Genomic DNA, 23995 nt, shown 5'->3' with positions numbered 1-23995 from the left:
ATGGAACAACAGCTTTCTTTTGAAAAAGCCATGGCAGAACTGGAAAAAATCGTGGCAAAACTGGAAAAAGGCAACCTGTCTTTGGAGCAGAGTTTGGAGCTTTACGAAAAAGGGACAAAGCTCTCCGCCATCTGCCATGAAAAACTTCAGTCAGCCCAATTAAAAATTGAGGAAATTACAAAACAAGAGGAAAATTCTGGGGGAGAACAATGAGTTTTACACAAACCTTACAAGAATATATCCAAATGGTGAACCAGCAGTTGGAAGAATACCTTCCAAAAAAAAGCAATTTGCAGCATGTGGTAGACGACGCTATGGCGTATAGTGTGGAAGCAGGAGGAAAGCGTCTCCGTCCAGTGCTTACCCTGGAGGTATGCCGTATGTTGGGTGGGGAGATCCAACATGCCTTGCCATTTGCCTGTGCGGTGGAGATGATTCATTCCAGTTCATTAATCCACGATGACCTTCCCTGTATGGATGATGATGAACTCCGCAGGGGAAAGCCATCCTGCCATATTGCATTTGGGGAAGCCAACGCCCTTTTAGCAGGGGATGCCCTCCTGCTGTATGCCTTTGAGGTGATGGCAAAAGCCCATCAAACCCACGGGACAGGCTATGAGGAAATCGCAAAAGGGATAGAAACCCTTTCCCATTGTGCTGGTACCGACGGCATGGTGGGTGGCCAGGTAATTGATTTGACCTATGAAAACCAACGGATTGAATATGAAATTTTGCATCAAATGCACCTGTTAAAGACAGGGGCGCTCATCCGTGCTGCCTGCCAGTTGGGGGCAATTGCCGCCAAAGCCTCTCCGGAACAAATCCAGCAGATTGGTGCTTACGCCGAAACTCTGGGGCTAGCATTTCAGATTTGCGATGATATCTTGGATGTGGTGGGAGATCAGCAGCTGCTGGGCAAACCAATCGGAAGTGATGAACAAATGCAAAAAACCAATTTTATCACCTTGTTCGGGTTGGAAGGTTCCCGCCAAAAAGCGGCTGAGTTGACTGAGTTGGCAAAACAGCAGTTACGCCAGTTTGATCATCCAGAATTTTTGCTGGAATTAACCGATATGTTGCTGGAACGGAAAAAGTAAAAGGAGAGGTTTTGTATGTACAGTATCACAGGGGTCCTTCATAATTATCCCTTGATTGCTGCTTTAGCGGCGTGGGTGGTGGCCCAGCTCGCTAAAACGTTGCTTGACCTGGTTACCAATAAAAAATTTAATCGGGAACTGCTTACAGCGTCCGGCGGTATGCCAAGTTCCCATTCCGCTACCGTGTGCGCCTTAACTTTGGCAATCGGACGATGTTCTGGATTAAATTCCGCCGCCTTTGCCATCGCGGTGATTATGGCGGCAATTGTGATGTATGACGCCATGGGTGTGCGGTATTCCTCTGGGGAGCAGGCAAAAGTATTAAATAAAATTATCCTATTGTTAAAACGGACAGACTGCCCGGACGATAATCAGAAACAACGGCTGGAAAACACCTTAAAATCTTTAGCAAAACCTTCGGAGCAATTGGACGCGGAGGAAGAGGACGACGAGGAGTTAAAACAAATTAAAGAAAAACTTGGGCATACACCGTTACAAGTATTAGCTGGTGCTTTATTGGGGATTGTGGTAGCATTGCTCATTCCAACCTCCATTTAATTATTGTTATAACAGCACCGGGGGAGGGTTTATGAATCAAAATTCTTTATTAAGTCGAATCAATTCCCCAAGAGATTTAGATCAATTAACAGATGCTGAGTTAAAACGCCTTTGTGCAGAAATTCGCACCTGTATTATCCAAACGGTTTCCAAAACTGGGGGGCATTTGGCGTCAAATTTAGGGGTTGTGGAACTAACTGTGGCATTACACCGTGCCTTTGAAAGCCCCAAGGATAAAATTGTGTGGGATGTAGGCCACCAGTGTTATACCCATAAATTGTTGACAGGGCGGAGGGAACAATTTTCCACCTTGCGCCAGGAAAATGGGATTTCCGGCTTTCCACGCCCTTATGAGAGCGAGCACGATTCCTTTATGGCTGGCCATAGTACCAACTCGATTTCCGCTGCCTGTGGGATTGCCCGGGCGGAACTGTTAAAGGGCTCCAACCGCTCTGTCATTGCAGTGATTGGGGATGGTGCCTTTACCGGAGGTATGGCATATGAAGCACTGAACAACGCAGCGGGACTACATAATCTAATTGTCATTTTAAATTATAATGAGATGTCTATCTCCAAAACGGTGGGGAGCTTTGCCCGTTACCTTGCCAACCTGCGTTCGGAACCCACCTATTTGAAAACCAAAAGTTCATTGGAAAACATCCTGGACCACACCCCAGTTGTGGGGAAAGGATTGAAAAAAGTCCTTTCCAGCTCCAAAAAAGGGATTAAAAATATGTTGTACCACAGCAACTTTTTTACCGATTTGGGGTTTGCCTATCTGGGCCCGGTGGACGGGCACAACCTAGAGGAGCTATCCCGTGCCATGAACTGGGCAAAAAACGCAGATAAACCAGCATTGATTCAAGTGTTCACTACCAAAGGGAAAGGATATTCCAAAGCGGAACAAAACCCCGGAGCTTATCACGGGGTATCTAATTTTGACATTGAGCAGGGTAACCCTGATTTTATAGAAGAAGACAGTTTTTCCACCGCTTTTGGGAAAGAGCTGGAGCGGATTGGACGGATGGACAAAAAAGTCTGTGCGGTAACCGCCGCCATGAAGTATGGCACCGGTCTGCAATATTTTTCCTCCACGTGCCGTGACCGTTTTTTTGACGTAGGCATTGCGGAAGAACACGCCGTTACCTTTTGTTCCGGCTTGGCGTGCAATGGGATGCGCCCTGTATTCGCGGTGTACTCCACCTTTTTGCAGCGTGGATACGATCAGATTATCCACGACGCTGCCATCAGCCGGAACCATGTTGTGCTTGCGGTAGACCGTGCTGGCATTGTGGGGAACGACGGGGAAACCCATCAGGGGATTTTCGACGCCGCTTACCTAAGTCATATCCCGGGGATTACGGTTTATTCCCCAGCGGACTATGAGGAAACCCGCATCTTTTTGAAAAAAGCACTATATGAAATTGACGGCGTTGTAGCGGTACGGTATCCAAGGGGGTCCGAGCCGAAATTGCCGGAGTTTCCGGAGAAAAACACCGACTACCAGTGGATTGGGGAAGGTGATTGCCTGATTGTCACCTATGGCAGGATTTCTGCTGATGCTATCCAGGCTGCCCAAAAACTAGGGGAAGTCTGTCCAACGGCAGTGTTAAAGTTAAACCGGATTTCCCCATTGCCGGAGGAAGCGGTGAAAAAAGCTAGCCAGTACCAAAGAATCTTTTTCTTTGAGGAAGGGATTCGCCTGGGTGGAATCGGGGAACATTTCCTTAACGCCCTAAATCAGTATGGTTTCCAGGGTTCCTATACCTTGACGGCGATTGACCACTTTATTCCTCAGGCATCCGTAGAGAGCAGTTTAAAACAGCTCCATCTGGACCGGGATGGTATGATAAAAACAATTGTAGAACAGATAAATGAGGTGTAGTTTTGGCAAAACAGAGGATTGATATTTTATTAGTTGAACGGGGGCTGGCACCCAGTCGGGAAAAAGCGAAAGCGTTTATCATGGCGGGGGAAGTACTGGTGAACAACGAAAAAGTGGACAAAGCTGGCCAAACCGTCCCAGAGAATTGCGAAATCACCTTAAAAACTGGATTAAAATATGTTAGCCGTGGCGGATTGAAACTGGAAAAAGCGATGCAAAAGCACCAGTTAGATTTAAACGGAAAAACCTGCATGGACATTGGGGCATCTACCGGTGGCTTTACCGATTGTATGCTGCAAAACGGGGCTGCCAAGGTATATGCTATTGATGTGGGATACGGCCAGTTGGCGTGGAAACTCCGTACCGATGAGCGGGTGGTGAACATGGAGCGCACCAACGCCCGATACCTGACCCATCAGGAAATCCCAGAGGAAATTGATTTTTCCTCGGTAGACGTTTCGTTCATCTCGTTGACTATCATCCTGCCGGTGTTACATCTCCTGCTCAAAGAGGGAGGGGAAGCCGTTGTGCTGGTGAAACCACAATTTGAAGCGGGAAGGGAAAATGTCGGAAAAAAAGGGGTAGTCCGAGACCCTAAAGTCCACGAGATGGTGATCGAAAAGATTTTCCGTTTTTGCTGTGAAAACGGCTTTTATGTCAAGGATATTGACTATTCCCCGGTAAAAGGGCCGGAAGGCAATATCGAATACCTGTTTTATCTCCAAAAATCCGACCAGGTTTCCACTATTACCGAGGAGGAGATTGCCCAGGTAGTAGCTTCCTCCCATGAGGAACTGGAACAAAAACATTAACTGCTGCTGGATTGCTAGCAGCCTTACTATAAAACCAACCTTGCCACAGGCAGGAGGAGTCCACTATGAAAATACTGTTTAACCTCAATTTGGAAAAAGAAAATACAAAGCAATGTACCGAACAGGCGGTTTCCATTTTGGAGCAAGCTGGTGCGGAATGTTTTTTGGAATACGGCATGGCATCGGTGTTCGATGATAGCTACCACTATGCGGATAAGGAAGCAACGATGGCGGACTTTGACCTAATTGTGGCAGTGGGCGGCGATGGAACCATCATGGATGTGGGGAAACAGGCAGCCCTGTATGATAAGCCGGTGCTGGGGATTAATTCCGGACGGCTTGGGTTTATGGCAGGGGTGGAAACGGATGACCTGACCCCATTGCAGCAGCTGGTAACAGGGGATTATACTGAACAGCCCAGAATGTTGTTGGAAATCGTACTCAAAGCAAAACATGGAGTGGTTCAACGGTATATTGCAGTGAACGACCTGCTCATTACCAAAGCGGCGTTGAGCAGCTTGATTGATGTGGATGTGTTGTGTGGAGAAAAGCTGGTGAATGAATACCGGGCGGACAGCATCCTGTTCGCAACCCCTACCGGTTCCACTGCCTATTCCCTCTCCAATGGCGGACCGATTGCCGATCCAACCTTATCGTATATTTCCATGTCCCCGATTTGCCCCCACTCTTTTGCCTCCCGCACCTATCTGTTCCACGAAAATACCGTGTTGACAGTAAAACTGGGGGATAAAAATCGCAATTCCGCTTATCTGGTGATTGATGGGCAGGTTGGTGCGGAGCTGGGACAGAATGATATCGTGGAAATTACAGCCAGCCAGCGGAAAATGCGGCTGATTTCCTTAAATAATAAAGAATTTTATGAGGTAGTAAGCAAAAAATTTGTTGTGAGCTAACGGCTTTATCAGAAAGAAGGGAAAAACGCAAATGAAATCCAAACGTCATGATAAAATTATCGAATTAGTATTGACAAAAAATATTTATACCCAGGAAGATTTGCTGCAAGAATTATCAGAATGTGGATTCCAGGTCACCCAGGCAACCATTTCCCGGGATATTAAAGAATTGCGCCTGACCAAAGAAATGGATGACCAGGGCAACTACCGCTATGTAACCGGCGCGAAAAAAGTGCTGGATTCTGTTTCCAGCAAATTTGGGACTATTTTTTCCGAGTCCGTATTAGGGGTGGATTATGCGGGGAATACCATTGTGGTAAAATGCCGCCATGGTATGGCAAACGCTGCCTGCGCCACGTTGGACGCCACCGAATGGGCAGGGGTTGTGGGTACTCTGGCTGGTGATGATACCATATTTATCTTAATGCGTACCCAGGATGATGCCGCTACTTTTACCAAGGAACTTTATAAATATCTTTCAAACTAGGATGGTGTCCCATGCTTACAGGTTTGTTTATTCAAAATTTAGCAGTAATTGAAAAAGTGTATATGGAATTCGGCAAGGGCTTCCATGTGTTTACTGGGGAAACCGGGGCAGGGAAGTCGATTGTCATTGACGCCATTAATGGGATTTTAGGCGGACGCTGCTCCAAAGAGCTGGTGCGCAGCGGAACGGAAAAGGCGGTTATGATTGGTTCGTTCCAGGATGTCCCTCAGCAGGTAGTGGATATCTTGCGGGATAACGGGGTGGATTTGGAAGATGAGCTGGTCATCCAAAGGGAAATCTCGGTGGACGGAAAATCCGTAGCCCGTATCTGCGGTCGTCCGGTTACCGTTGGGCTGCTAAAAGAAATCGGTTCCCATCTCATCAATATCCATGGGCAGCACGATAACCAGATTCTGCTTTCCCCCGAACGCCATATGGAAATACTGGATTGTTTTGGCGAAATCAACACCTTGCTAAGCGAGTACCAGCGGAAATTCCACCGCTTTACCAAGGTGGAAAAAGAACTGGAAGAGATCAACGAGAAACAGCAAACCAAAAACCAGAAGTTGGATTTGCTCCACTATCAAATTGACGAGATTGAGCAGGCAGATTTGGAGTTGGGGGAAGATGTGGAACTGGAGCATGAAGCAAGAGCGATCCGCAATTATGCCCGTATCACCGAGAGCCTGCATGAAGCGTACCAGGCATTGGATGGCGAGGACGAACTGCCAGGGGCTTCCTCCAAATTGGTGGATGCTGTCAACGCCTTGGAATATGCTTCGGAATATTATAACGGCGTGGATGAACTAAAAGAACGCCTCAAAGGGATTGCTTATGAGGTGGAGGACATCCGCCATGAGGTTGCCTCAAAACTGGAAGAGTTCGATATGACCCCCAACCGTTTGGATGCCATTGAAGCGCGCTTAGATGAAATTTTCAAGTTAAAACGGAAATACGGGGCAACCATCCAGGAGGTATTGGACTATCAGCAGAACTGCCAAAAACAATTGGAACAGATTGAAGGATACGATATCCGGCAGAATGAGTTGATGGTAGAGCAAAAGCAGCTTCGTTTGGCATGTGGGGAACTGGCAGAACAACTGACGGAACAACGGCGTAAAGCCGCAAAACAGTTGGTAAATACCGTTGCCCATGAGCTAAAATTTTTGGATATGGCAAATGTCACCCTCCAGGTGCATTGGGAAAAAACACCCTTCCAATCCAAAGGGCGGGACAAAATTGAATTTTTGATTTCCACCAATGTAGGGGAACCGCCAAAACCAATTGCCAAAATCGCTTCCGGTGGGGAACTTTCCCGTATCATGCTGGCAATTAAAAATGCTTTGGCGGATAAAGACCAAATCCCAACCCTGATTTTTGACGAGGTGGATACCGGTGTCAGCGGTTCCGCAGCGCAAAAAATCGGGTTAAAGTTAAAACAGGTTTCCAAGAACCGCCAGGTATTCTCGGTTACCCATTTGGCACAGATTGCTGCTTTAGCGGATATCCATTTCAGGATTCGGAAATCCGTAAAAGGGAACCGCACTTATACCGAAGTAATCCCATTGGATGAACACGGCAGGGTGCAGGAAGTTGCCCGTATTATGTCCACCGGGGAAATTACCGATTTGATGATGAAAAACGCCCAGGAGATGATCCAGCGTGGAAGGCAATCTGCTGAATCATAACAATTTCATTTCTAGAATCAATCATAAAATTTTTCCGATATGGTTGATAAAATGCTTCCTATCATGATTTGTCATATTAGGAAAAAACAATGATTGCCTTATCAAAGCAATTGGATTATTTCATTGCACACGCTATAACGGTACGCCTTGTACTTTGTCCTATATATTATTTTGCTTGTTGTGATCGACTTTTCGTTTGGGCGCTTTTTGTTTTAGCGCCAGTTAATACATTTTTATATGCTTGTTTCGCTTTGTTTGGATATAGCGTTCAACGGACAAACCATAATTCTATATTTACGATCATTAAATTATCTTTACTTGTTTTTGTTATTCTATTTTTTGCTTTATATTCTGTCTATTTCATCAGAGATGATAAAAATAAGCTGTTAGCTTGGATTTTTTATCTTACCATTCGCTTTGAACCCGTTCGTCACAGATTCAATGGATCTACCATAACTCCATCTTTATGATAATAGAACTATCAATGTTGGTTTGTATGATTGTATTTTTGATTGGCTGTTTTAGATTTGCGTTTGTTAGCGATTATAAACAGTTTCTTAGAGAATTATTAGAGAATATAAAATGTACATTTCTTTCTACCATATTCTTTTTTCGTTTAGTTGTTTGATCAAAAGCATCCAAAGGTATGAATAGATGAAGCAGAAGGATTGGAATCAGTAAAATCCTCTCATAAGAAACGAAGCCGAAGGTGATACAAAAAGCTATGGAATGAAAAAGCATATATGACGAAGCAAGCTGTTGAGCTTGCTTTTTTCTTTTTGAGTAGGAAATTATGATGTGAAAGAACACCATCAATATTCGCAAGTGTGAAAATCTATTTGTGCAAGATTTCCAATGCCGCATTGCAGGATGAGAATCTGTCATTAAAAGCGAACGGGATTTTAACAGTGTATGGAATGAACTGAAATAACATGGATATTTAAAACAATACCTCATCCCCAATGCTAAAAATGGGTTCTTTGTGTATTAATATGAGCTGTTGGATAAGTCGGATTTATCACATACACCGCTACTGAATTTAAAATTGAATGGTGAAATTTTCGAACCAGACCAAGTGCAAAATGTAGGCGGTATCAATAATATTGAACATAAGAATACGAATCAGAATCATATGGAGGTATCATGTCTTGTAATTGTGGAACAGGATGTTAAAAACCTGAAATTCGTTACAAAAGACAGTACATATGTTATTTAAAGGCAAAATGGGGTTACAATTAGAAAACTACTGACATGAAAGAAGGTCAAATAACTGCTTTGGATACGGTGATTGGCTTTATTGGCGATTTACTTGTAACCAAGCGAAAATCATTGCGGATTGGGCAGTGGGTAATTCGGACAACACAATTAAGGGGGATTTTTTTGAACCTAAAATTTGAATATCTACGGGAAACCTACGAGAATCTCTCCACTTGCAAGTCAAAAATCAAGAATTTAAAGCAATATATCTGGTCGTGCTTGTATATCCTTTATCAAATGAATGTGACTAAGAAATATATTAACAACTAATATATTGCATATTGTTAAAATTACTTCGATTTACTTGAAAAAATTATCTTTCTTTATATAATATGAATGGGAAAAATAAGCGAAAAGCAGAAAATTATTTTTCAGTTACAAAATTTATTATTCATGATAGGATGCCTGTATTTGATTTTTTGCTTTTAGCTGTTGTTCCCGGTATTCTCCTGGCGTTAAATGATATTTTTCCTGAAAGAGCTTATGAAACCAGGTACGATTAGAATATCCCAATTTTTGAATAATTGAGGAAATAGATAGTTTGTTTTCCCTTAATAGCATACAAGCTTGTTGTAATCGAATATCTGTTAAAAGAGCTTGAAAACTACTTCCACTATATTGTTTAATTAATTTCGAAAGATGCTGCGGATGATATCCATATTTTTTTCCAAGTTCATCTAATGTGACAGTAGCACTATTTTGTTCAATATATTCTAACATTTTGGAAAAAGTATCTTCTTGTTTGTTTTTCATGTGGGATTGATCGACTGTAGATTGATAAGAACGGATTAATTCAATCATAAAGCAATCAAACAGGTATGAAATTTTAGGGGATTTATAGATTTTTTTAGAAAACTGTTCTTGAATCATTTTACAGAAAAAATCTGTTTGTTCTGTTTCGGTGTTATTGGAAAATAAAATATAATTTTGTTCCTGGCGTCGTTTATCAATAGATTTTAAAAAGAAATTGGTAACAAAATCATTAGAAGAATATATTTTAAAATGGAAACTATCCATGATAGATTCTTTAACCAGCAAATTAAAGATAATATCTTGTTTTACATTATTTAACTTTATCTGATGCATCGCGTTCGTGTTCATTAGGCAGATGTCTCCTTGTTTTAAAGGAATGGAAACGGAATCAATAATATTTGTACAGGAGCCTTGATGAATATAAACGAATTCAAAAAAATCGTGTTTATGGGGAGGGTTTTCATACGTATTCGTATGTGGAGCAATAACGATACTTGCGTCTTTAAAAGGATAATAATCCTCTTTTTCTGTATAACCAATGGGTCGTTCTCTTTTATCTTTCAATTTTAAAAGGATCTTAGCCATGAATTTTTGGTGATCTTCATAAAATTTCTGAATATCCATATTTTCACCTTACCTTTGTATTGATACACTAAAATTAGTTAATATGATATAGTCAATATCACAATAAAACATCTATTAACTTTGTTTTCGATACTGGTTAACTTGGATTTCGACATCGAAATTTATCCTCACTTATGATAACATAAAACTCAGTTGAGTTCAAATTGTATAAAAATAAATTTATTTGAAGAAATAATTAGATTTAATATACAATTTGAATGACACGATTTTATTTATTATCAACAAGGAGGAAGTAAAATTGAAAGGAAAACGGCTTAGTAAAGCGTTGGCGGTAGCCCTTGGGCTTTCGATTATGGCTACATCCATGGCATCTACGGTGTCCGCTATCGACACAACAGAAGAAGGCGCAAAGACATTTGCGGAAAAAATGAACGATCGCTTTCAAAATCCAGAGAATGAGTACAAAGTAGAAACAAGATGGTGGTTAGCGGAAGGTTCTCATACAGACGAAACACTGCGGGAATCCATTAAAGAATTACACGATTATGGGATTGGTGCAGTGGAGTTTGTTACATTAGATGAATCCGCTTATTTGGATGATGCCACTTATGCATGGGGCTCTGAGGAGTGGATTCACGATTCCCATTTGATTGTAGAAGAATGTAATAAATATGGGATGGGAGTTAGCTTTACATCTGGTACCCACTGGGCATCAGCAAACTTGACAACCATTAATCCAGATGAGGAAAAAGCTTCCCAGGAATTGAGTTATACTACAATTGATGTTTCTTCCGGTCAAAAATATGATGGAAAATTAATTTTACCGGAATTACCGGGTACTGCTACCAAAGCGGATCTGGTAAAAGTAACAGTAGCAAAAAAAGCCAGTACAGATGGTAAAGTTACCAACCTGGACCAGAATTCCATGCAGGATATCACCAGCATGGTAGCACAACAGGCAGATGGAAGTTACAACATCCAGTACACTGCTCCACAGGATGGAGATTATACTGTTTTCGCATTTTGGCAGCATGGTACTTCGGAGACTTATAAACCAGCTTCTACTGGAGAAGCCTACACCATTAACTATTTCTCTAAAGAGGGTGCTAATGCTTTAATTGAATATTGGAATGAACATGTGTTGGATGAATCTTTGAAACAGCTCATTAAAGAAAATGGAGATGTATCCTTGTACATGGATTCTCTGGAGCTTAGTCCACACGGTGTAAATACAACAGGGAACCTGTGGTGTTCCAACTATCTAGAAGAATTTCAAAACCGTCGTGGTTATGATTTAACCCCATATTTGCCGTTGATTATTACTCCAGGTTTCGCAGTACACACCGAAAAAAATTATATTTATAATCTGGAAGGAAATTCTGATTTATGTACCAGTATTTTAAATGATGTATTCCAAACCAATACCGAATTATATATGGAAAATTGTTTGGATGTGCTTCGTGATTGGTGCCATGAATTTGGTATGACATTGCGTGCGGAACCGGCATATGGACAGATGTTTGATATTACCCAGCCAATTAAATCGGTTGATTATGTAGAAGCGGAATCGTGGGAATTTGGTTGTGAACCAGAAAAATTCCGTAGTCAGGCCGGAGCAGCGCACTTATACGATAAAACATATTCTTCCGAGACCGGTGCGCTATTGAGTCATAACTATACTCAAAGTAACAACGATTGGCGACAGGTATACTATACCCAGTTTGCTTCTGGTGTGCAGAGGACAATTTTACATGGATATTCTTCCGCATATGGTCCAGAACAAAATGTACAATGGCCTGGATATGAAGGGATGCAGACAGTATTTTCAGACAGATTTAATAAACGCCAGCCAAATTCCATTGACTATGCAGATTTAAACCAACATTTAGCACGGACGCAGAAAGTCCTCCGTCAGGGTGTTCCACAAATGGACATTGGTATTTTACGAACGGATTATTATTGGAACTGCTTACAGTGCTTCCAGGGTTTTGATTATTCCCAAAATGTACTCCGCCGTCATGAAGGTATCTACTGGCAAGATATGACCTTGCAGGATGCTGGATATACCTATGATTATTTCTCACCAGTATTATTGCAGGATCAGGATATTACCTGTGAAAACGGTCTTGTTCAGGCGGACGGAGTAGGGTATCAGGCTTTGATCGTATATCAGGAAGAACTGCCCTATGAAAGTGCCCAGGTATTATATGAATGGGCTAAAAACGGGTTGTCAGTAGTTATTATAGATGGCCCTACTCAGGAACAGATGAGAAACAGTATTGTGAAAACCAATGAGTCTGCTGCCATTACAACTGGTTTTAATGATGGTAAGGACAAAGAGTTAGCCAGTGTTATGGAACAATTGAAAACATTAGATACTGTAGCTGTTGTTGAAACACAGGCAGAAGCATACGATGCCTTAGTTGGATTGGGAGTTCATCCGCGTGCAGAATATACCGAATCTAACAACAACTTAATGTCTGTGATGCGGAAAGATGATGACGCAACCTATTTATATCTATACAACTACATGTATACGGAAAATGAAAACTATAAAGGACAAGTATCAGTAGATGGAATTTATCAGCCTTATGTATTGGACACTTGGTCAGGGGAAGTGACAGAAGTAGGGGATTTCGCTTATGAAAACGGTAGGACGATCCTAAATGTAGATTTAGCACCAGGAGATATTATGGTATTTGCGTTAGATCCAAATGATCAGGCAGCAAAAACAGTCGTATCTTCTACTAATGTGGATAAAGTAGTCATTGAAGACGGCAGTCCTATGATGTATGTTCCATCCACTGGGGAAGCATCCATTGCCTATAGCAATGGTACCAGCTATACCACGAGTGTGACTGTTCCGGAAGATATTACTCTGGATACCTGGAACCTGACAGTACAGGACTGGCAGCCTGGAGAGAAAGTAACCCGTACAGAAGATAGAGGTTTAGGATATACCACAACTGAAGTAACTTATGATACCAATAAAGTGGATATCAATGTGGGAGAAACAGAATTAATCCCATGGAAAGATATTCCTTCAGTAGGGGAAAAAGTATCCGGTGTAGGAACATATACCACAAGCTTTACATTACCAGAAAACTGGAATACAAAAAATAACGGCTTGATATTCCAAGTAGATTCCATGAATGGTGGTACTGCGGCGGTAACCGTAAACGGACAAAAAGTAGCGGTAAACATGGATAACTGTACTGCCGATATTTCCAAAGCCGTACAACCAGGTGAAAACACAATTGAAGTAAGGGTAACCAGCAGTCTGCGTAACAGAATGATTGATGTAGGATATTCCGGATGGATGATGGGTACTCCAGACATAGATAATTACGGTATGGAAGGTACAGCAACTTTACAAACTTATTCTAAAGTGACAGCAACAGACAAATCTATCTTAAATTCTGTAATTACCTACGCGGAAAACGCAAAAGCCAGTGGCGAATATGACAACGCCATTGAAAGCGTACAGAAATCCTTTGACGCTGCTTTGGAAAATGCGAAAACAGTAGCAAACAATGCTGGGGCTACCCAGGAAGAAGTAGACGCAGCATGGAAAACCTTGCTGAATGAAATCCACAAATTAGGATTTGTAGCAGGAGATAAAACAGAACTGGCTTCCCTGATAGAAGCAGCAAATGAAATCAATGCAGAACTTGACCGTTATGTGGAAGCAGGCAAAGCGGAATTCACCGCAGCATTAGAAATAGCAGTAGCGGTATATGAAGATGGCGATGCCATGCAAGCAGAAATCAACCAAGTAGCGGATAATTTATTAAATGCAATGCTGAATCTACGGTTCAAAGCAGATAAGTCTATCTTGAAAGATGTTCTTGCGGAAGCAGGCAAAGTAGATGCAAACGCATACACAGCAGAGAGTTACGCAGCATTGCAAGCAGCAGTAGCAAAAGCAAAGGATGTATACAACAATGAAAACGCAAACCAGGAAGAAGTAGATGCAGCAGTAACAAGTGTACAAACAGCAATAGATAACCTGGTAGCAGTAGATGGAACCCCTGCTGAAACTCCAACCGAAGATATTGCCCAGACAGGACAGGAATCCACCACACCAAAAGCAAACGCAGCGAAAACAGGCGATTTTGCACCAATCGCAGGGTTAGCGGTATTGGTAGCAGGCGTAACAGCTATTGCTACGACAAAGAGAAGAAAATAATTCTACTAATGAATTGGTTTTTTATTCTAAATTGAAGAGAAAAGTCCGTACTAGTTTTGTTTCTAGTACGGACTTTTATAATATCATAACATAAAGCAGAGGATAAAAAGGCATATAACTCTATTTACAAAAAATCAAAAATTGAGAAATTTTATAGCTATTTTTAGTTCACAACAACTATCCAAAGTTGCCATTTTTCATTTCCTTAAATTTAAGAAATAAGGTTAAAAAATACTGTGTTTACGGTATTGTAATGGGGTCATATGTTCCAGCTTTTTAAACACCTTGATAAAATAGGATTCATCATTAAATCCAACCTGATAGGCAATCCCGCTGACAGGCTGTGTGGTTGATTTTAACAACACTTTCGCCTGATGGATCCGAACATGGGTTAGGTATTCCTTAGGGGATAAGCCAATATACTTGGTAAACTGGCGGGAAATATATTCCCGGCTGACATAAAAGGATTTGCACAAGGCGTCAATACTAGTGATCTCGGCATAATTTTTATCTATATAGCTGGATATTTTCCGGATTAGCTCTGGTACATCAAATGATGCCGGGTTTTTGTGGACGGTATTGGTCAAAATTTCTGTCAGAAGCAGATCCGCTAGACAAGACGCCTTATATTCCCGGTAAGGGGAGATGCTCTTTAAGGTGCGGATAATTTCATGCTGGTAAAGCTCAAAGCTAGGACAGATTTCTTTGTGAAATACAAAGTTTCCGTTTTCTGCAAACTGCCTATATACGCTTTTGACCAAATTACCATCTAAATGGAATATCGTACTAGTCCATCCCTGCTTCTCTGCTCGGTAATAGTGATAAATCCGGTTATCAATCAGAAAACCATCTCCTGGATTTAACTGATAGGTTTTGTTTTGATAAGTCAACTTTCCAGAACCAGATATGGTATATCTGAGTTCAAAACAATTGAGTCCTTCACGCTTAGTATAGTATTCTTTATTGGCTTCCATCAACAAGAATGTTGCCGGATAAACCAAATCTTTTTTTGCGTTCTGGCTTACGTAGAACGGTCCGAATCGGTGAACAGTTCCGGACATATTGCATTCGGTGTTGCTATAAAAGGAAAGGTCCAATTTCTTTTTTTGTCGTTCGTTCTGCTGCTGGATCCGGTCGATATTGTTATGGGTTGTATTATATGTAATAGTAGTGTAAGGCAAATCAAAATAATCCATAATATCCCCTCCTGTAAAGGCTCCACCTGAATTGTGTTGATATAATAAATAGCACCTTTAAAAAATAATATTCCATTTATCAGGATAGCAACTGTGCCATGGACAAAAGGTGTAGTGGATGAAAATAAAAATTTTATCCTACAAATATTAAAGCAGCCTGATATTACCGCATCATTTTTGCAAGATGCGCTTTTAATATACACCCCATTTTAGCTACTAAAAGTAAACCCAGAACCATTCATCTACCCTTATGTTAAGGTAGATTTTATTTTATTATAACATTCCATCCCGAAAAAAGATAGGTCACAAATCTACCAAAAAGGGGTGTAGAATTCCTATCAAAGTAGATAAATCCGGATTATAATAAAGGTAATCCCTGCATGCAGAAAGGATAAGAACAATTTTTGGAGGAACAAATGATGAAAAAGAATTTAAAACGCAGTGGAGCTGCATTGCTTGCGGCTGTACTGGCAGCTACCAGTCTGGGTTACGCCGGTATTGTATCCGCAGCGGGCACAGAACTTGACTTTAAATTAACGCAGGAACAGAAATTTGCCAACCCGGAAATGGAATATCGCCCTTATGCCAGGTGGTGGCTGGCGGAAGGTTCCCACACCGACCAAACCCTGAAAGAATCCATACAGGAACTATACGAAGATGGGTTTGGTGGGATTGAATTTGTTACCCTGGATGAATCCGCCTATCTGGATGACGCCACCTATGCGTGGGGTTCCCCAGAATGGGTACACGATTCTAAGCTGATTATTGAGGAATGCCAAAAACTTGGAATGAGTGTTAGTATGACCGGTGGTACCAACTGGGCAACAGCAAACTTAATTAACATAACACCAAATCAAGAAGAAGCATCCCAAGAGCTGGGTTACGCAACAGTGGAAGTTGCCCCAGGAGAAACCTTCGATGGTGTTCTGCCTAAATGTGTTCTGCCAGACGGTGTGACTAAACAGGTATTTAAAGAAGTGGTTGGTATACAGGTGGTGGAAAAAGGCTCCGATTTAGGCAGCTTTACCAAAGGGGATTATACCCCAACTACCCTAGATATGGATTCTTCGGTGGTTTTGACCGATGCTGTGGTGGACAACGAGGATGGTAGCTATAGCCTAAACTACCAAAACAACAGTAGTCAACCGGTTTATATCTTCGCATTTTACCAGTATGGCACTGGGGAATCTTACAAACCTGCTTCAACTGGACAGAGTTATACCATCAATTACCTTTCTAAAGCAGGCGCAAATGCTTTTATCGATTACTGGGATTCCCATGTGCTAACTGATGATGTCAAACAGATCATCAACCAGATTGAGGAATGCGATATGTACATGGATTCCCTTGAACTACGGGCAAAAGGTAACGATACCACCGGACAGTTATGGTGTAGTGAGATGTTTAAGGAATTCCAGCAGAGAACTGGCTACGATATGACGAAATATCTACCATTCCTGATCATTCAGAATGCTGGGGGTCGTGTGGGAAGTGTCCTGAATACAGGAGGGAACTTTGGAAACGAAATTGTGTACTCTTTCCAGGCATCTAACTCACAAAGTCAGGTAGTCGCACAAAACCTACAAAATGATTTTTACCAGACCATGACGGAGCTCTATATGGAAAACTGCTTAGATGTTTTAAGGGAGTGGCTCCATGAAAACAACATGAAGTTACGGGCAGAAAATTCTTACGGAAAAACTTTTGAGATTTCCCAGCCAATCCAGTCCCTGGATTACGTGGAAACCGAATCCCTGGAATTCTTTACTGACCTTGACCTGTTCCGTGGAATGTCCGGTGGGGCGCACCTGTTTGATAAACGGTATTCCTCCGAAACAGGCGCAAACAGATGGGTCAACTATTACTGGGACAATGATTATTACCGCCAGATTTTCTATACACAATACGCTGGCGGCGTGCAAAAGATAGTAACCCATGGCTATTCTTCCGAATACGGTCCGGACGGCAGGGTGAGCTGGCCAGGTTATGAAGGCATGAAAGATATGTATTCCGAACGGTTCAACAAACGCCAGCCAGCGTCGATTGATTATGAGGAATTATACACACATTTAAGCCGTATCCAAAAGGTATTGGAATCCGGAGTGCCACAGATGGATATTGGTATGCTGCGGACGGATTATGCATACAACAATGGTAGTTATACCAAAGAACATGCCGTACGGATTGACAACTATGACAGCCATCTCCACAACAACCAGGGTTTTTATTGGAAGGATATGACCCTGCAAAACGAAGGCTATACTTATGATTATTTCTCTCCTTACTTGCTCACAGCTGATGGCGTAACAAGTAAAAATGGACTTGTCAACGCGGATGGTGTAGCTTATCAAGCATTAATTGTTATGCAAAACGAACTACCTTACGACGCAGCGGTGCAGTTGCTGGAATGGGCTAAAAACGGGCTTCCAGTGGTATTTGTAAACAATGTAGTAGAGGAAATCGGAAACGACTGGGAAAAAATAAATACCATTGCAGGCAGTACAACCGGAAGTAATGATAACAATGATGCAAAGTTGGCAGACGTGGTGACTGAAATCAAACAACAGCCAACCGTAAAAACAGTAGATTCTCCAGAACTGGCAGATGAAGCGTTAAAAGAGCTTGGTGTGTATCCACGTGCCCAGTATATGGATTCTAACACCAATTTGTTAAGCGTGATGAGAAAAGACAATGATGCTACCTATTTATATCTTTACAACTACATGTATGAGGATACAATCCCATATGCGACACAGGTTTCAGTAGAGGGAAGTTTCCAGCCATATGTACTGGATACTTGGAGCGGAGAAATTTCCGAAGTAGCGGATTTCGTAGTAAAAAATGGTAGGACCATTTTGAATGTGGAATTGGATCCAGGAGAAGTCATGGTATTTGTCCTAGCAGAAACCAATGAGCCAGTAAATTCTATTGTAGGGACAGAAAATGTTTATAAAGTGATGGATGTAAATGGGGAAACCATGCTGGCAGTATCCGAAAGTGGTAATGTGGTTGCAACTTACAGCGATGGGACCACGATAACAGAAGAAGTAACAGCTCCAGCGGATGTACCACTGGACAAATGGAATTTAGTTGTGGATTCCTATGAACCTGGAGATAAAAAGACAAGGACAGCTACAACAGAGGAAACCGGTATTACTACCACTGAAGTTACTTATGAAACTAACCACGTAATGATAGACGTTGGGACATTGGAAGAATTAGCATCTTGGAAAGATATCCCCGCAATTGGGGAGGAAATTTCCGGTATAGGGACTTATACCAGTACCTTTGTGCTTCCAGAGGATTGGGATGTTGACATCAATGGATTGGAATTTAAAGCGGAAAGCTATAGCGGAGGAACTGTAGCTATTACAGTAAATGGGGAAAAACTTTCTGTTAATATGGATAGTTCTACCATTGATATTTCCGACTATGTTCATCCAGGGAAAAACATCATTGAAGTGCGGGTAACCACTACACTGCGCAACCGAATGATTGTACAAGGATATAGTGGATGGAATATGTCCCCTGCTATACAGGTAAATCAGGTTATTCCTGATGACTATGGTATGGTTGGTGAAACAGAACTGATCACCTATACAAAAGTACCTGCAACAGTATCTCATACAGACAACTCTATTCTAAACGCAGTTATTACTTATGCAGAAACTGCCAAAGAAAGTGGCGAATATGACAACGCCATTAAAAGCGTACAGAAATCCTTTGACGCTGCTTTGGAAAATGCGAAAACAGTAGTAAACAATGCTGGGGCTACCCAGGAAGAAGTGAACGCAGCATGGAAAACCTTGCTGAATGAAATCCATAAATTAGGATTTGTAGCTGGGGATAAAACAGAACTGGCTTCCCTGATAGAAGCAGCAAATGAAATCAATGCAGAACTTGACCGTTATGTGGAAGCAGGAAAAGCGGAATTCACCGCAGCATTAGAAGCAGCCAAGGGTGTATACAATGACGGAGACGCCATGCAGGCAGAAATCAATGAAGTAGCAGACAATCTGTTAAATACAATGCTGAATTTACGGTTCAAAGCAGATAAATCTATCCTGGAAGAAGTCCTTGCGGAAGCAGGCAAAGTAGATGCAAACACATACACAGCAGAAAGCTACGCAGCATTACAAGCAGCAGTAGCAGAAGCAAAGGATGTATACAACAATGAAAACGCAACTCAGGAAGAAGTAGATGCAGCAGTAACAAATGTACAAGCTGCAATGGATCAATTAGTAACAGTAGATGGAAGTGTTCCAGAAGAAACAACACCGTCCACTGATGATACAGCTACTCAAACTGGACAAGAATCCACTACACCAAAAGCAAACGCAGCGAAGACAGGTGACTTTGCACCAATTGCTGGAATGGCAGCAATCACCTTAGCAGGAGCTGCATTGGTTCTCTCCCGTAAGAAAAAATAATTCATAACGTTTTCTTCTTCTCTTTTTTCTTAATATAAGCAAAAGGCTGGTTTTTTAACCAGCCTTTTGTAATATCAGTAATTAGGTAGAAAAATAAATGACTAATACATTGAATCAGAAAAATGCTAAATATGAAAGTGAAAGCAATAGATTTAAGAACCTATATCAAACTCCATATGTCAAAGAAATATTTGGACATTTGGATGCTTGGGATAAAGTTTCCTTTGAAGACAAGCAAAAAGTCGTAGATTTGATGATTTCCAAAATCTGTGCTAAAAGTGAAAAAATTGATATTGTGTGGAAAATTTAATGGTATTGAGTTTTGTCTCTTGTAAACTACGCTACACTATATTTCGGCGGAATACTAATCAGCATGTGGATATGATCTGGCATCATATTCCTTTCTATGATTTCTACACCTTTCCATTTACACAAATCTTTAATGATTTCTCGTATATCTTTTCTTAACTGATTATAGATTACTTTTCATCGATATTTCGGGGTAAATACGATATGGACTTGCAATTTCATTTCGTATGCGCTAAACTACTAGTATCGTTTATCTTGAATGATCTCCTTCATGTTTTTTTGCAGTTGGCAAACCCGCTTCTATTCTATATGAAGGAGTTATTTTTTCTACTCACCAGTTTCCGTCTTTTTAGATCTATGGGCATAGCCCATGGTTTTCGTTACACAATAATAAACTGGCTCCGCAATATCAGCAGAGTCAGTTTTATCTTTATCGATAGTTCAAATGGTAGTATGGGGATAAAATCAAAATTTGCAATCCAAATCAATAGCAGTTGGTTTTTCTTATTTTAATCTATCTTCCATGGCTCTGCCCAGAAACCTGTTTGCTGTTTGTTACCCAGTTTCTTCTGAATATCATGGTTGAGTTTGCTTCGCCAATCCTGTGTATAGGTTCTGGTGTTTTTCAAAAGTTCCTCTACAAATGCAGCAACATCTTCGCCTGTTACCTCTAAAATAGTCTTACCATTAGCAGCGCCTTCCTCAGATAAATCAATCAGCCCGTACTGGACCTCCATCATATCATATCCAGCGCCGGAAACAAACTGCCACATATGGTGTTGAATCTTTTGGAACACGTATTGATAATCAGCTGGTAGGGTAGCAACCCTTGCCATCTGCTTTTTGTATTCCTGTTTTTCTTTAATCATTTTTCCTATATTAAAATAGTTGTTCAAAAAATCACCCATTGCTGTTATTCTCCTTTAATTCGTTGATTTTTGAGGATAGAAACTCCCATTTTTCCCAAAATAAGCGGAGTTCTTCCCGCCCAGCATCGTTAAGTGAATAGAATTTCCGTGGCGGGCCGAGCGCAGATGGCTTTTTTTGGATGTCTACCAGCTTATTTTTTTCTAGCCTGACTAAAATTGTGTAAACTGTCCCTTCTACCACATCGGTAAATCCCATTGTGTTCAATTGGCGGGTAATCTCGTAGCCGTAGGTGTCCTGCCTGCTGATCAATTCTAGAACACAGCCTTCTAATATCCCTTTTAGCATTTCAGTTATATTTTCCAATTTTTGTTTTCCTTTTTTAATCAGGTAATCTGTACTACTTATTACTACTATATAATAACACATAGTAGTAGAAATGTCAATTGTAATTGGCAAGAAAGGTTTGGTGTCCATTCCTGAAATAAGAACACCTAAGCCACAAATACATTTATCTAAAATAGAAAAAACCATCTGTTATAAGAAGAATTCTGAGTAGATGGTTTTTCATTACGGTTGCTTGACAAAATTAGAAAAAAAGGTATAATAGTTTAAAAAAGAACTGTTTTAAATAAAACTATTTTAGGGGGAATTGGATGGAACGGAATACCGATATTTTAATTAGCATCCGAAAACTTATCAAATTATACGAAGCCATGCTTAAAACCGTCTGCCAGAACTATCATTTAACGCAGATTGAGACGGATATTATCAGTTTTTTGCAAAACAACCCTGGTAGGGATACCGCTGGTGATATTGTGGAACTGCGGATGCTTTCCAAAGGGAACGTATCCCAGGCAGTAGAAAATTTAATCCAAAAATCTTTGTTGGAACGCAGCCAGGACCAAGATGATCGGAGAAAAATCCATCTTTCCTTGCGTCCAGAAGCAAAACCAATTTTAGAGGAAATACAGCGGATTAGAGAAAAATTCCTAGAAGAAATCTTTGCGGGTTTTTCTGAACAAGAACGGGAACTATATGCGGAATGGAATGATCGGATCCGAAACAATGCCAAATCAGCGATGGAAAGGATGGATTAACTGTGGAAAAAGAGAAAGATTTTTTAGGCAAAGAGCCTGTGAATAAACTACTTTGGAAATTGGCGCTTCCTACTGTAACAGCACAAATCATTAATATGTTGTACAATATTGTAGACCGCATCTATATCGGACATATCCCAGAAGAAGGCACTTTGGCGCTAACAGGGGTAGGAGTTTGTATGCCGTTGATTATGATTGTAACAGCATTTGCCGCATTAGTCAGCAACGGCGGAGCTCCAAGAGCTTCCATTTATATGGGAAAAGGAGAAAAAGAGCTGGCGGAAAAAACTTTGGGGAACTGTTTTAGCCTCCAAATTATCATTTCATTGTTGTTAACAACAGTTTTGTTGATTTGGAACCGTGATTTTCTTATGGCATTTGGCGCCAGCAACAATACCATTGAATATGGTGTCAGCTACATGAACATTTATGCCATTGGGACGATTTTTGTACAGTTGACATTGGGGATGAATGCCTTTATTACTGCCCAGGGCTTTGCAAAAACAGGGATGTTATCTGTGTTAATTGGTGCAGTATGTAATATTGTGCTGGACCCAATTTTTATCTTTGGATTCGGTATGGGAGTACGTGGAGCTGCTTTAGCCACCATTCTTTCCCAGGCAGTTTCCTGTATTTGGGTGTTAAATTTCTTGTTTGGCAAAAGGACCTTTTTAAAAATCCGCAAACGTCACTTAATGCTAAAATCAAAAATCATTTTGCCAAGTTTGGCATTGGGGCTTGCTGTATTTATTATGCAGGCAAGCGAGAGCGTGATTTCTATCTGCTTTAACTCCTCATTATTGCGATACGGTGGAGATATTGCGGTTGGAGCCATGACGATTTTAACCAGTGTAATGCAGTTTGCCATGCTTCCGTTACAGGGGCTGGGGCAAGGGGCGCAGCCAATTATCAGCTATAATTATGGTGCGCGCAATGTGGACAGGGTAAAATCTGCTTTTCGGCTGTTGCTAAAAGCAAGCCTGTTCTACTCTTGTCTACTGTGGGCGCTAATTCTGTTATTCCCTCAAGTATTTGCAGCCTTGTTTACTTCGGATCCAGCTTTGTTGGAATTCACCAAAACAGCATTGCGGATTTATACAGCTTGCTTGCTGCTGTTTGGAATCCAAATGGCATGCCAAATGACATTCAACTCATTGGGCAACGCAAAAGCATCTATTTTAGTTGCGGTCATGCGTAAATTTATTTTGCTGATTCCACTTATCTACCTTTTACCACTTATTTTTTCTTCCAATAAAACAACAGCGGTTTATCTGGCTGAACCAGTTGCGGATTTTCTGGCCGTCAGCTTTACCGCTATCCTGTTTATCTTCCAGTTTAAAAAGGCATTGGCGGAAATGTCCAATTCCCCAAAGCAAAATTAAGCTAGCATAATGCTACCAAAAAGAAAAGCCATTTTCTCGTAAACGGAATACCTTTTCCGCATTGGATAGAAAAATTTCACTGGCTATCTGTTTGGTATTACTGTTTCGATTTTGTTGCGACTATCCAGTATAGTTTGTGGCTAAGCACAGCAGCAATGAAAATAAACCACATCGTATGGACGGGAAACTAATCCTAGATCTTTTCGGATTCGTCTCATTGAAGGAAGTATGGTGTATCCTATTATAGGAAAAAGCTTTCTTTCGGGAAAGCTTTTTTCAATATATCTTCGACAAAATCAGCACAAGCGATATAACCTGATTCTATTTCTCAGGTAGTACTTTTTGATGATCCAATTTATAAAAAATGGAAAAAATAAGGCGTTTTATTCTCTAGAATACTGAAATCCAGTACGATTGGTAAAGGGAAAGATAAAAATCAAAAAGGAGAAAAAGCATCTAGTTAGGAACAAAAATTACGAAACCGGC

17 protein-coding genes and 1 pseudogene are annotated in these 23995 nt (G+C 41.1%); 13 read left to right on the top strand and 5 right to left on the bottom strand.

Annotated features, from left to right (window positions below; translation table 11 throughout):
- From xseB to recN, 8 genes are all read left to right on the top strand, one after another.
- Nucleotides 1–213, top strand: coding sequence for an exodeoxyribonuclease VII small subunit (xseB, locus tag H8Z77_RS04540; protein ID WP_069988997.1), 213 nt, complete (start codon nucleotides 1–3; stop codon nucleotides 211–213).
- A complete protein-coding gene (locus H8Z77_RS04535; RefSeq protein ID WP_186996312.1) occupies nucleotides 210–1097 on the top strand; it encodes a polyprenyl synthetase family protein in 888 nt (295 codons plus the stop codon). Before xseB ends, H8Z77_RS04535 begins: the two co-directional genes overlap by 4 nt.
- A gap of 15 nt (nucleotides 1098–1112) precedes the next feature.
- Complete coding sequence (locus H8Z77_RS04530; RefSeq protein WP_069988995.1) at nucleotides 1113–1655, top strand: divergent PAP2 family protein; 543 nt, start codon at nucleotides 1113–1115, stop codon at nucleotides 1653–1655.
- A 31-nt stretch (nucleotides 1656–1686) separates the two neighbouring features.
- On the top strand, nucleotides 1687–3540 hold the full coding sequence (dxs, locus tag H8Z77_RS04525) for a 1-deoxy-D-xylulose-5-phosphate synthase (RefSeq protein WP_186996311.1): 1854 nt from the start codon (nucleotides 1687–1689) through the stop codon (nucleotides 3538–3540).
- Nucleotides 3541–3542: 2 nt separating this feature from the next.
- Nucleotides 3543–4352 carry a TlyA family RNA methyltransferase gene (locus tag H8Z77_RS04520; RefSeq protein ID WP_186996310.1) on the top strand — a complete coding sequence of 270 codons (810 nt, stop codon included), beginning with the start codon at nucleotides 3543–3545 and terminating at the stop codon, nucleotides 4350–4352.
- Nucleotides 4353–4417: 65 nt separating this feature from the next.
- Nucleotides 4418–5266, top strand: a complete 849-nt coding sequence (locus tag H8Z77_RS04515) for an NAD(+)/NADH kinase (RefSeq protein ID WP_069988992.1) — start codon at nucleotides 4418–4420, stop codon at nucleotides 5264–5266.
- Between the two features lie 31 nt (nucleotides 5267–5297).
- Nucleotides 5298–5753 (top strand): arginine repressor, encoded by a 456-nt coding sequence (locus H8Z77_RS04510; protein ID WP_069988991.1) that lies wholly within the window; start codon nucleotides 5298–5300, stop codon nucleotides 5751–5753.
- Between the two features lie 11 nt (nucleotides 5754–5764).
- Nucleotides 5765–7441, top strand: coding sequence for a DNA repair protein RecN (gene recN, locus H8Z77_RS04505; RefSeq protein ID WP_069988990.1), 1677 nt, complete (start codon nucleotides 5765–5767; stop codon nucleotides 7439–7441).
- A gap of 1644 nt (nucleotides 7442–9085) precedes the next feature.
- On the opposite strand, the gene H8Z77_RS04500 is transcribed toward recN, so the two are convergent.
- Nucleotides 9086–10036, bottom strand: coding sequence for an AraC family transcriptional regulator (locus tag H8Z77_RS04500; protein ID WP_286165655.1), 951 nt, complete (start codon nucleotides 10034–10036; stop codon nucleotides 9086–9088).
- Between the two features lie 298 nt (nucleotides 10037–10334).
- On the opposite strand from H8Z77_RS04500, the gene H8Z77_RS04495 reads away from it, so the two are divergent.
- Nucleotides 10335–14225, top strand: a complete 3891-nt coding sequence (locus tag H8Z77_RS04495; RefSeq protein ID WP_286165441.1) for a glycosyl hydrolase — start codon at nucleotides 10335–10337, stop codon at nucleotides 14223–14225.
- A 224-nt stretch (nucleotides 14226–14449) separates the two neighbouring features.
- Here the strand turns inward: H8Z77_RS04495 and H8Z77_RS04490 are convergent, their stop codons facing one another.
- Nucleotides 14450–15421, bottom strand: coding sequence for an AraC family transcriptional regulator (locus tag H8Z77_RS04490; protein ID WP_186996308.1), 972 nt, complete (start codon nucleotides 15419–15421; stop codon nucleotides 14450–14452).
- Between the two features lie 419 nt (nucleotides 15422–15840).
- Here H8Z77_RS04490 and H8Z77_RS04485 point away from each other — a divergent pair, with 419 nt between their 5' ends.
- Together H8Z77_RS04485 and H8Z77_RS04480 are read left to right on the top strand one after the other, a co-directional pair.
- Nucleotides 15841–19851, top strand: a complete 4011-nt coding sequence (locus tag H8Z77_RS04485) for an FIVAR domain-containing protein (RefSeq protein WP_186996307.1) — start codon at nucleotides 15841–15843, stop codon at nucleotides 19849–19851.
- A gap of 97 nt (nucleotides 19852–19948) precedes the next feature.
- Entirely contained in the window at nucleotides 19949–20161 is a 213-nt protein-coding gene (locus tag H8Z77_RS04480) for a hypothetical protein (RefSeq protein WP_186996306.1), read from the top strand.
- Between the two features lie 29 nt (nucleotides 20162–20190).
- On the opposite strand, the pseudogene tnpA reads toward H8Z77_RS04480, so the two are convergent.
- The 3 genes and pseudogenes from tnpA to H8Z77_RS04465 all read right to left on the bottom strand — a co-directional run.
- Nucleotides 20191–20414: pseudogene (tnpA, locus tag H8Z77_RS04475) on the bottom strand (IS200/IS605 family transposase); the annotation flags it as partial.
- Nucleotides 20415–20669: 255 nt separating this feature from the next.
- On the bottom strand, nucleotides 20670–21068 hold the full coding sequence (locus H8Z77_RS04470) for a DUF1048 domain-containing protein (protein ID WP_186996305.1): 399 nt from the start codon (nucleotides 21066–21068) through the stop codon (nucleotides 20670–20672).
- A complete protein-coding gene (locus tag H8Z77_RS04465) occupies nucleotides 21061–21393 on the bottom strand; it encodes a PadR family transcriptional regulator (protein WP_069989497.1) in 333 nt (110 codons plus the stop codon). The genes H8Z77_RS04470 and H8Z77_RS04465 overlap by 8 nt, the downstream gene beginning before the upstream one ends.
- Before the next feature lie 290 nt (nucleotides 21394–21683).
- On the opposite strand from H8Z77_RS04465, the gene H8Z77_RS04460 reads away from it, so the two are divergent.
- Complete coding sequence (locus H8Z77_RS04460) at nucleotides 21684–22127, top strand: MarR family winged helix-turn-helix transcriptional regulator (protein ID WP_069988497.1); 444 nt, start codon at nucleotides 21684–21686, stop codon at nucleotides 22125–22127.
- Nucleotides 22128–22129: 2 nt separating this feature from the next.
- A complete protein-coding gene (locus tag H8Z77_RS04455; protein ID WP_069988498.1) occupies nucleotides 22130–23509 on the top strand; it encodes an MATE family efflux transporter in 1380 nt (459 codons plus the stop codon).
- Nucleotides 23510–23995 lie beyond the last annotated feature (486 nt).

It is taken from the genome of Clostridium facile (assembly GCF_014297275.1).
Classification (GTDB): Bacteria; Bacillota; Clostridia; order Oscillospirales; family Ruminococcaceae; genus Massilioclostridium; species Massilioclostridium facile.
The sequence above is the reverse complement of the archived record's forward strand: the minus strand, read 5'-3'. Positions and strand labels throughout refer to the sequence as shown.

Excerpts from the sequence above, each read along its gene's own strand:
- xseB (WP_069988997.1), top strand. The coding sequence starts at position 1 with ATGGAACAACAGCTTTCTTTTGAAAAAGCCATGGCAGAACTGGAAAAA.
- H8Z77_RS04535 (WP_186996312.1), top strand. The coding sequence starts at position 210 with ATGAGTTTTACACAAACCTTACAAGAATATATCCAAATGGTGAACCAG.
- H8Z77_RS04530 (WP_069988995.1), top strand. The coding sequence starts at position 1,113 with ATGTACAGTATCACAGGGGTCCTTCATAATTATCCCTTGATTGCTGCT.
- dxs (WP_186996311.1), top strand. The coding sequence starts at position 1,687 with ATGAATCAAAATTCTTTATTAAGTCGAATCAATTCCCCAAGAGATTTA.
- H8Z77_RS04515 (WP_069988992.1), top strand. The coding sequence starts at position 4,418 with ATGAAAATACTGTTTAACCTCAATTTGGAAAAAGAAAATACAAAGCAA.
- H8Z77_RS04510 (WP_069988991.1), top strand. The coding sequence starts at position 5,298 with ATGAAATCCAAACGTCATGATAAAATTATCGAATTAGTATTGACAAAA.
- recN (WP_069988990.1), top strand. The coding sequence starts at position 5,765 with ATGCTTACAGGTTTGTTTATTCAAAATTTAGCAGTAATTGAAAAAGTG.
- H8Z77_RS04500 (WP_286165655.1), bottom strand. The coding sequence starts at position 10,036 with ATGGCTAAGATCCTTTTAAAATTGAAAGATAAAAGAGAACGACCCATT.
- H8Z77_RS04490 (WP_186996308.1), bottom strand. The coding sequence starts at position 15,421 with ATGGATTATTTTGATTTGCCTTACACTACTATTACATATAATACAACC.
- H8Z77_RS04485 (WP_186996307.1), top strand. The coding sequence starts at position 15,841 with ATGAAAAAGAATTTAAAACGCAGTGGAGCTGCATTGCTTGCGGCTGTA.
- H8Z77_RS04480 (WP_186996306.1), top strand. The coding sequence starts at position 19,949 with ATGACTAATACATTGAATCAGAAAAATGCTAAATATGAAAGTGAAAGC.
- H8Z77_RS04470 (WP_186996305.1), bottom strand. The coding sequence starts at position 21,068 with ATGGGTGATTTTTTGAACAACTATTTTAATATAGGAAAAATGATTAAA.
- H8Z77_RS04460 (WP_069988497.1), top strand. The coding sequence starts at position 21,684 with ATGGAACGGAATACCGATATTTTAATTAGCATCCGAAAACTTATCAAA.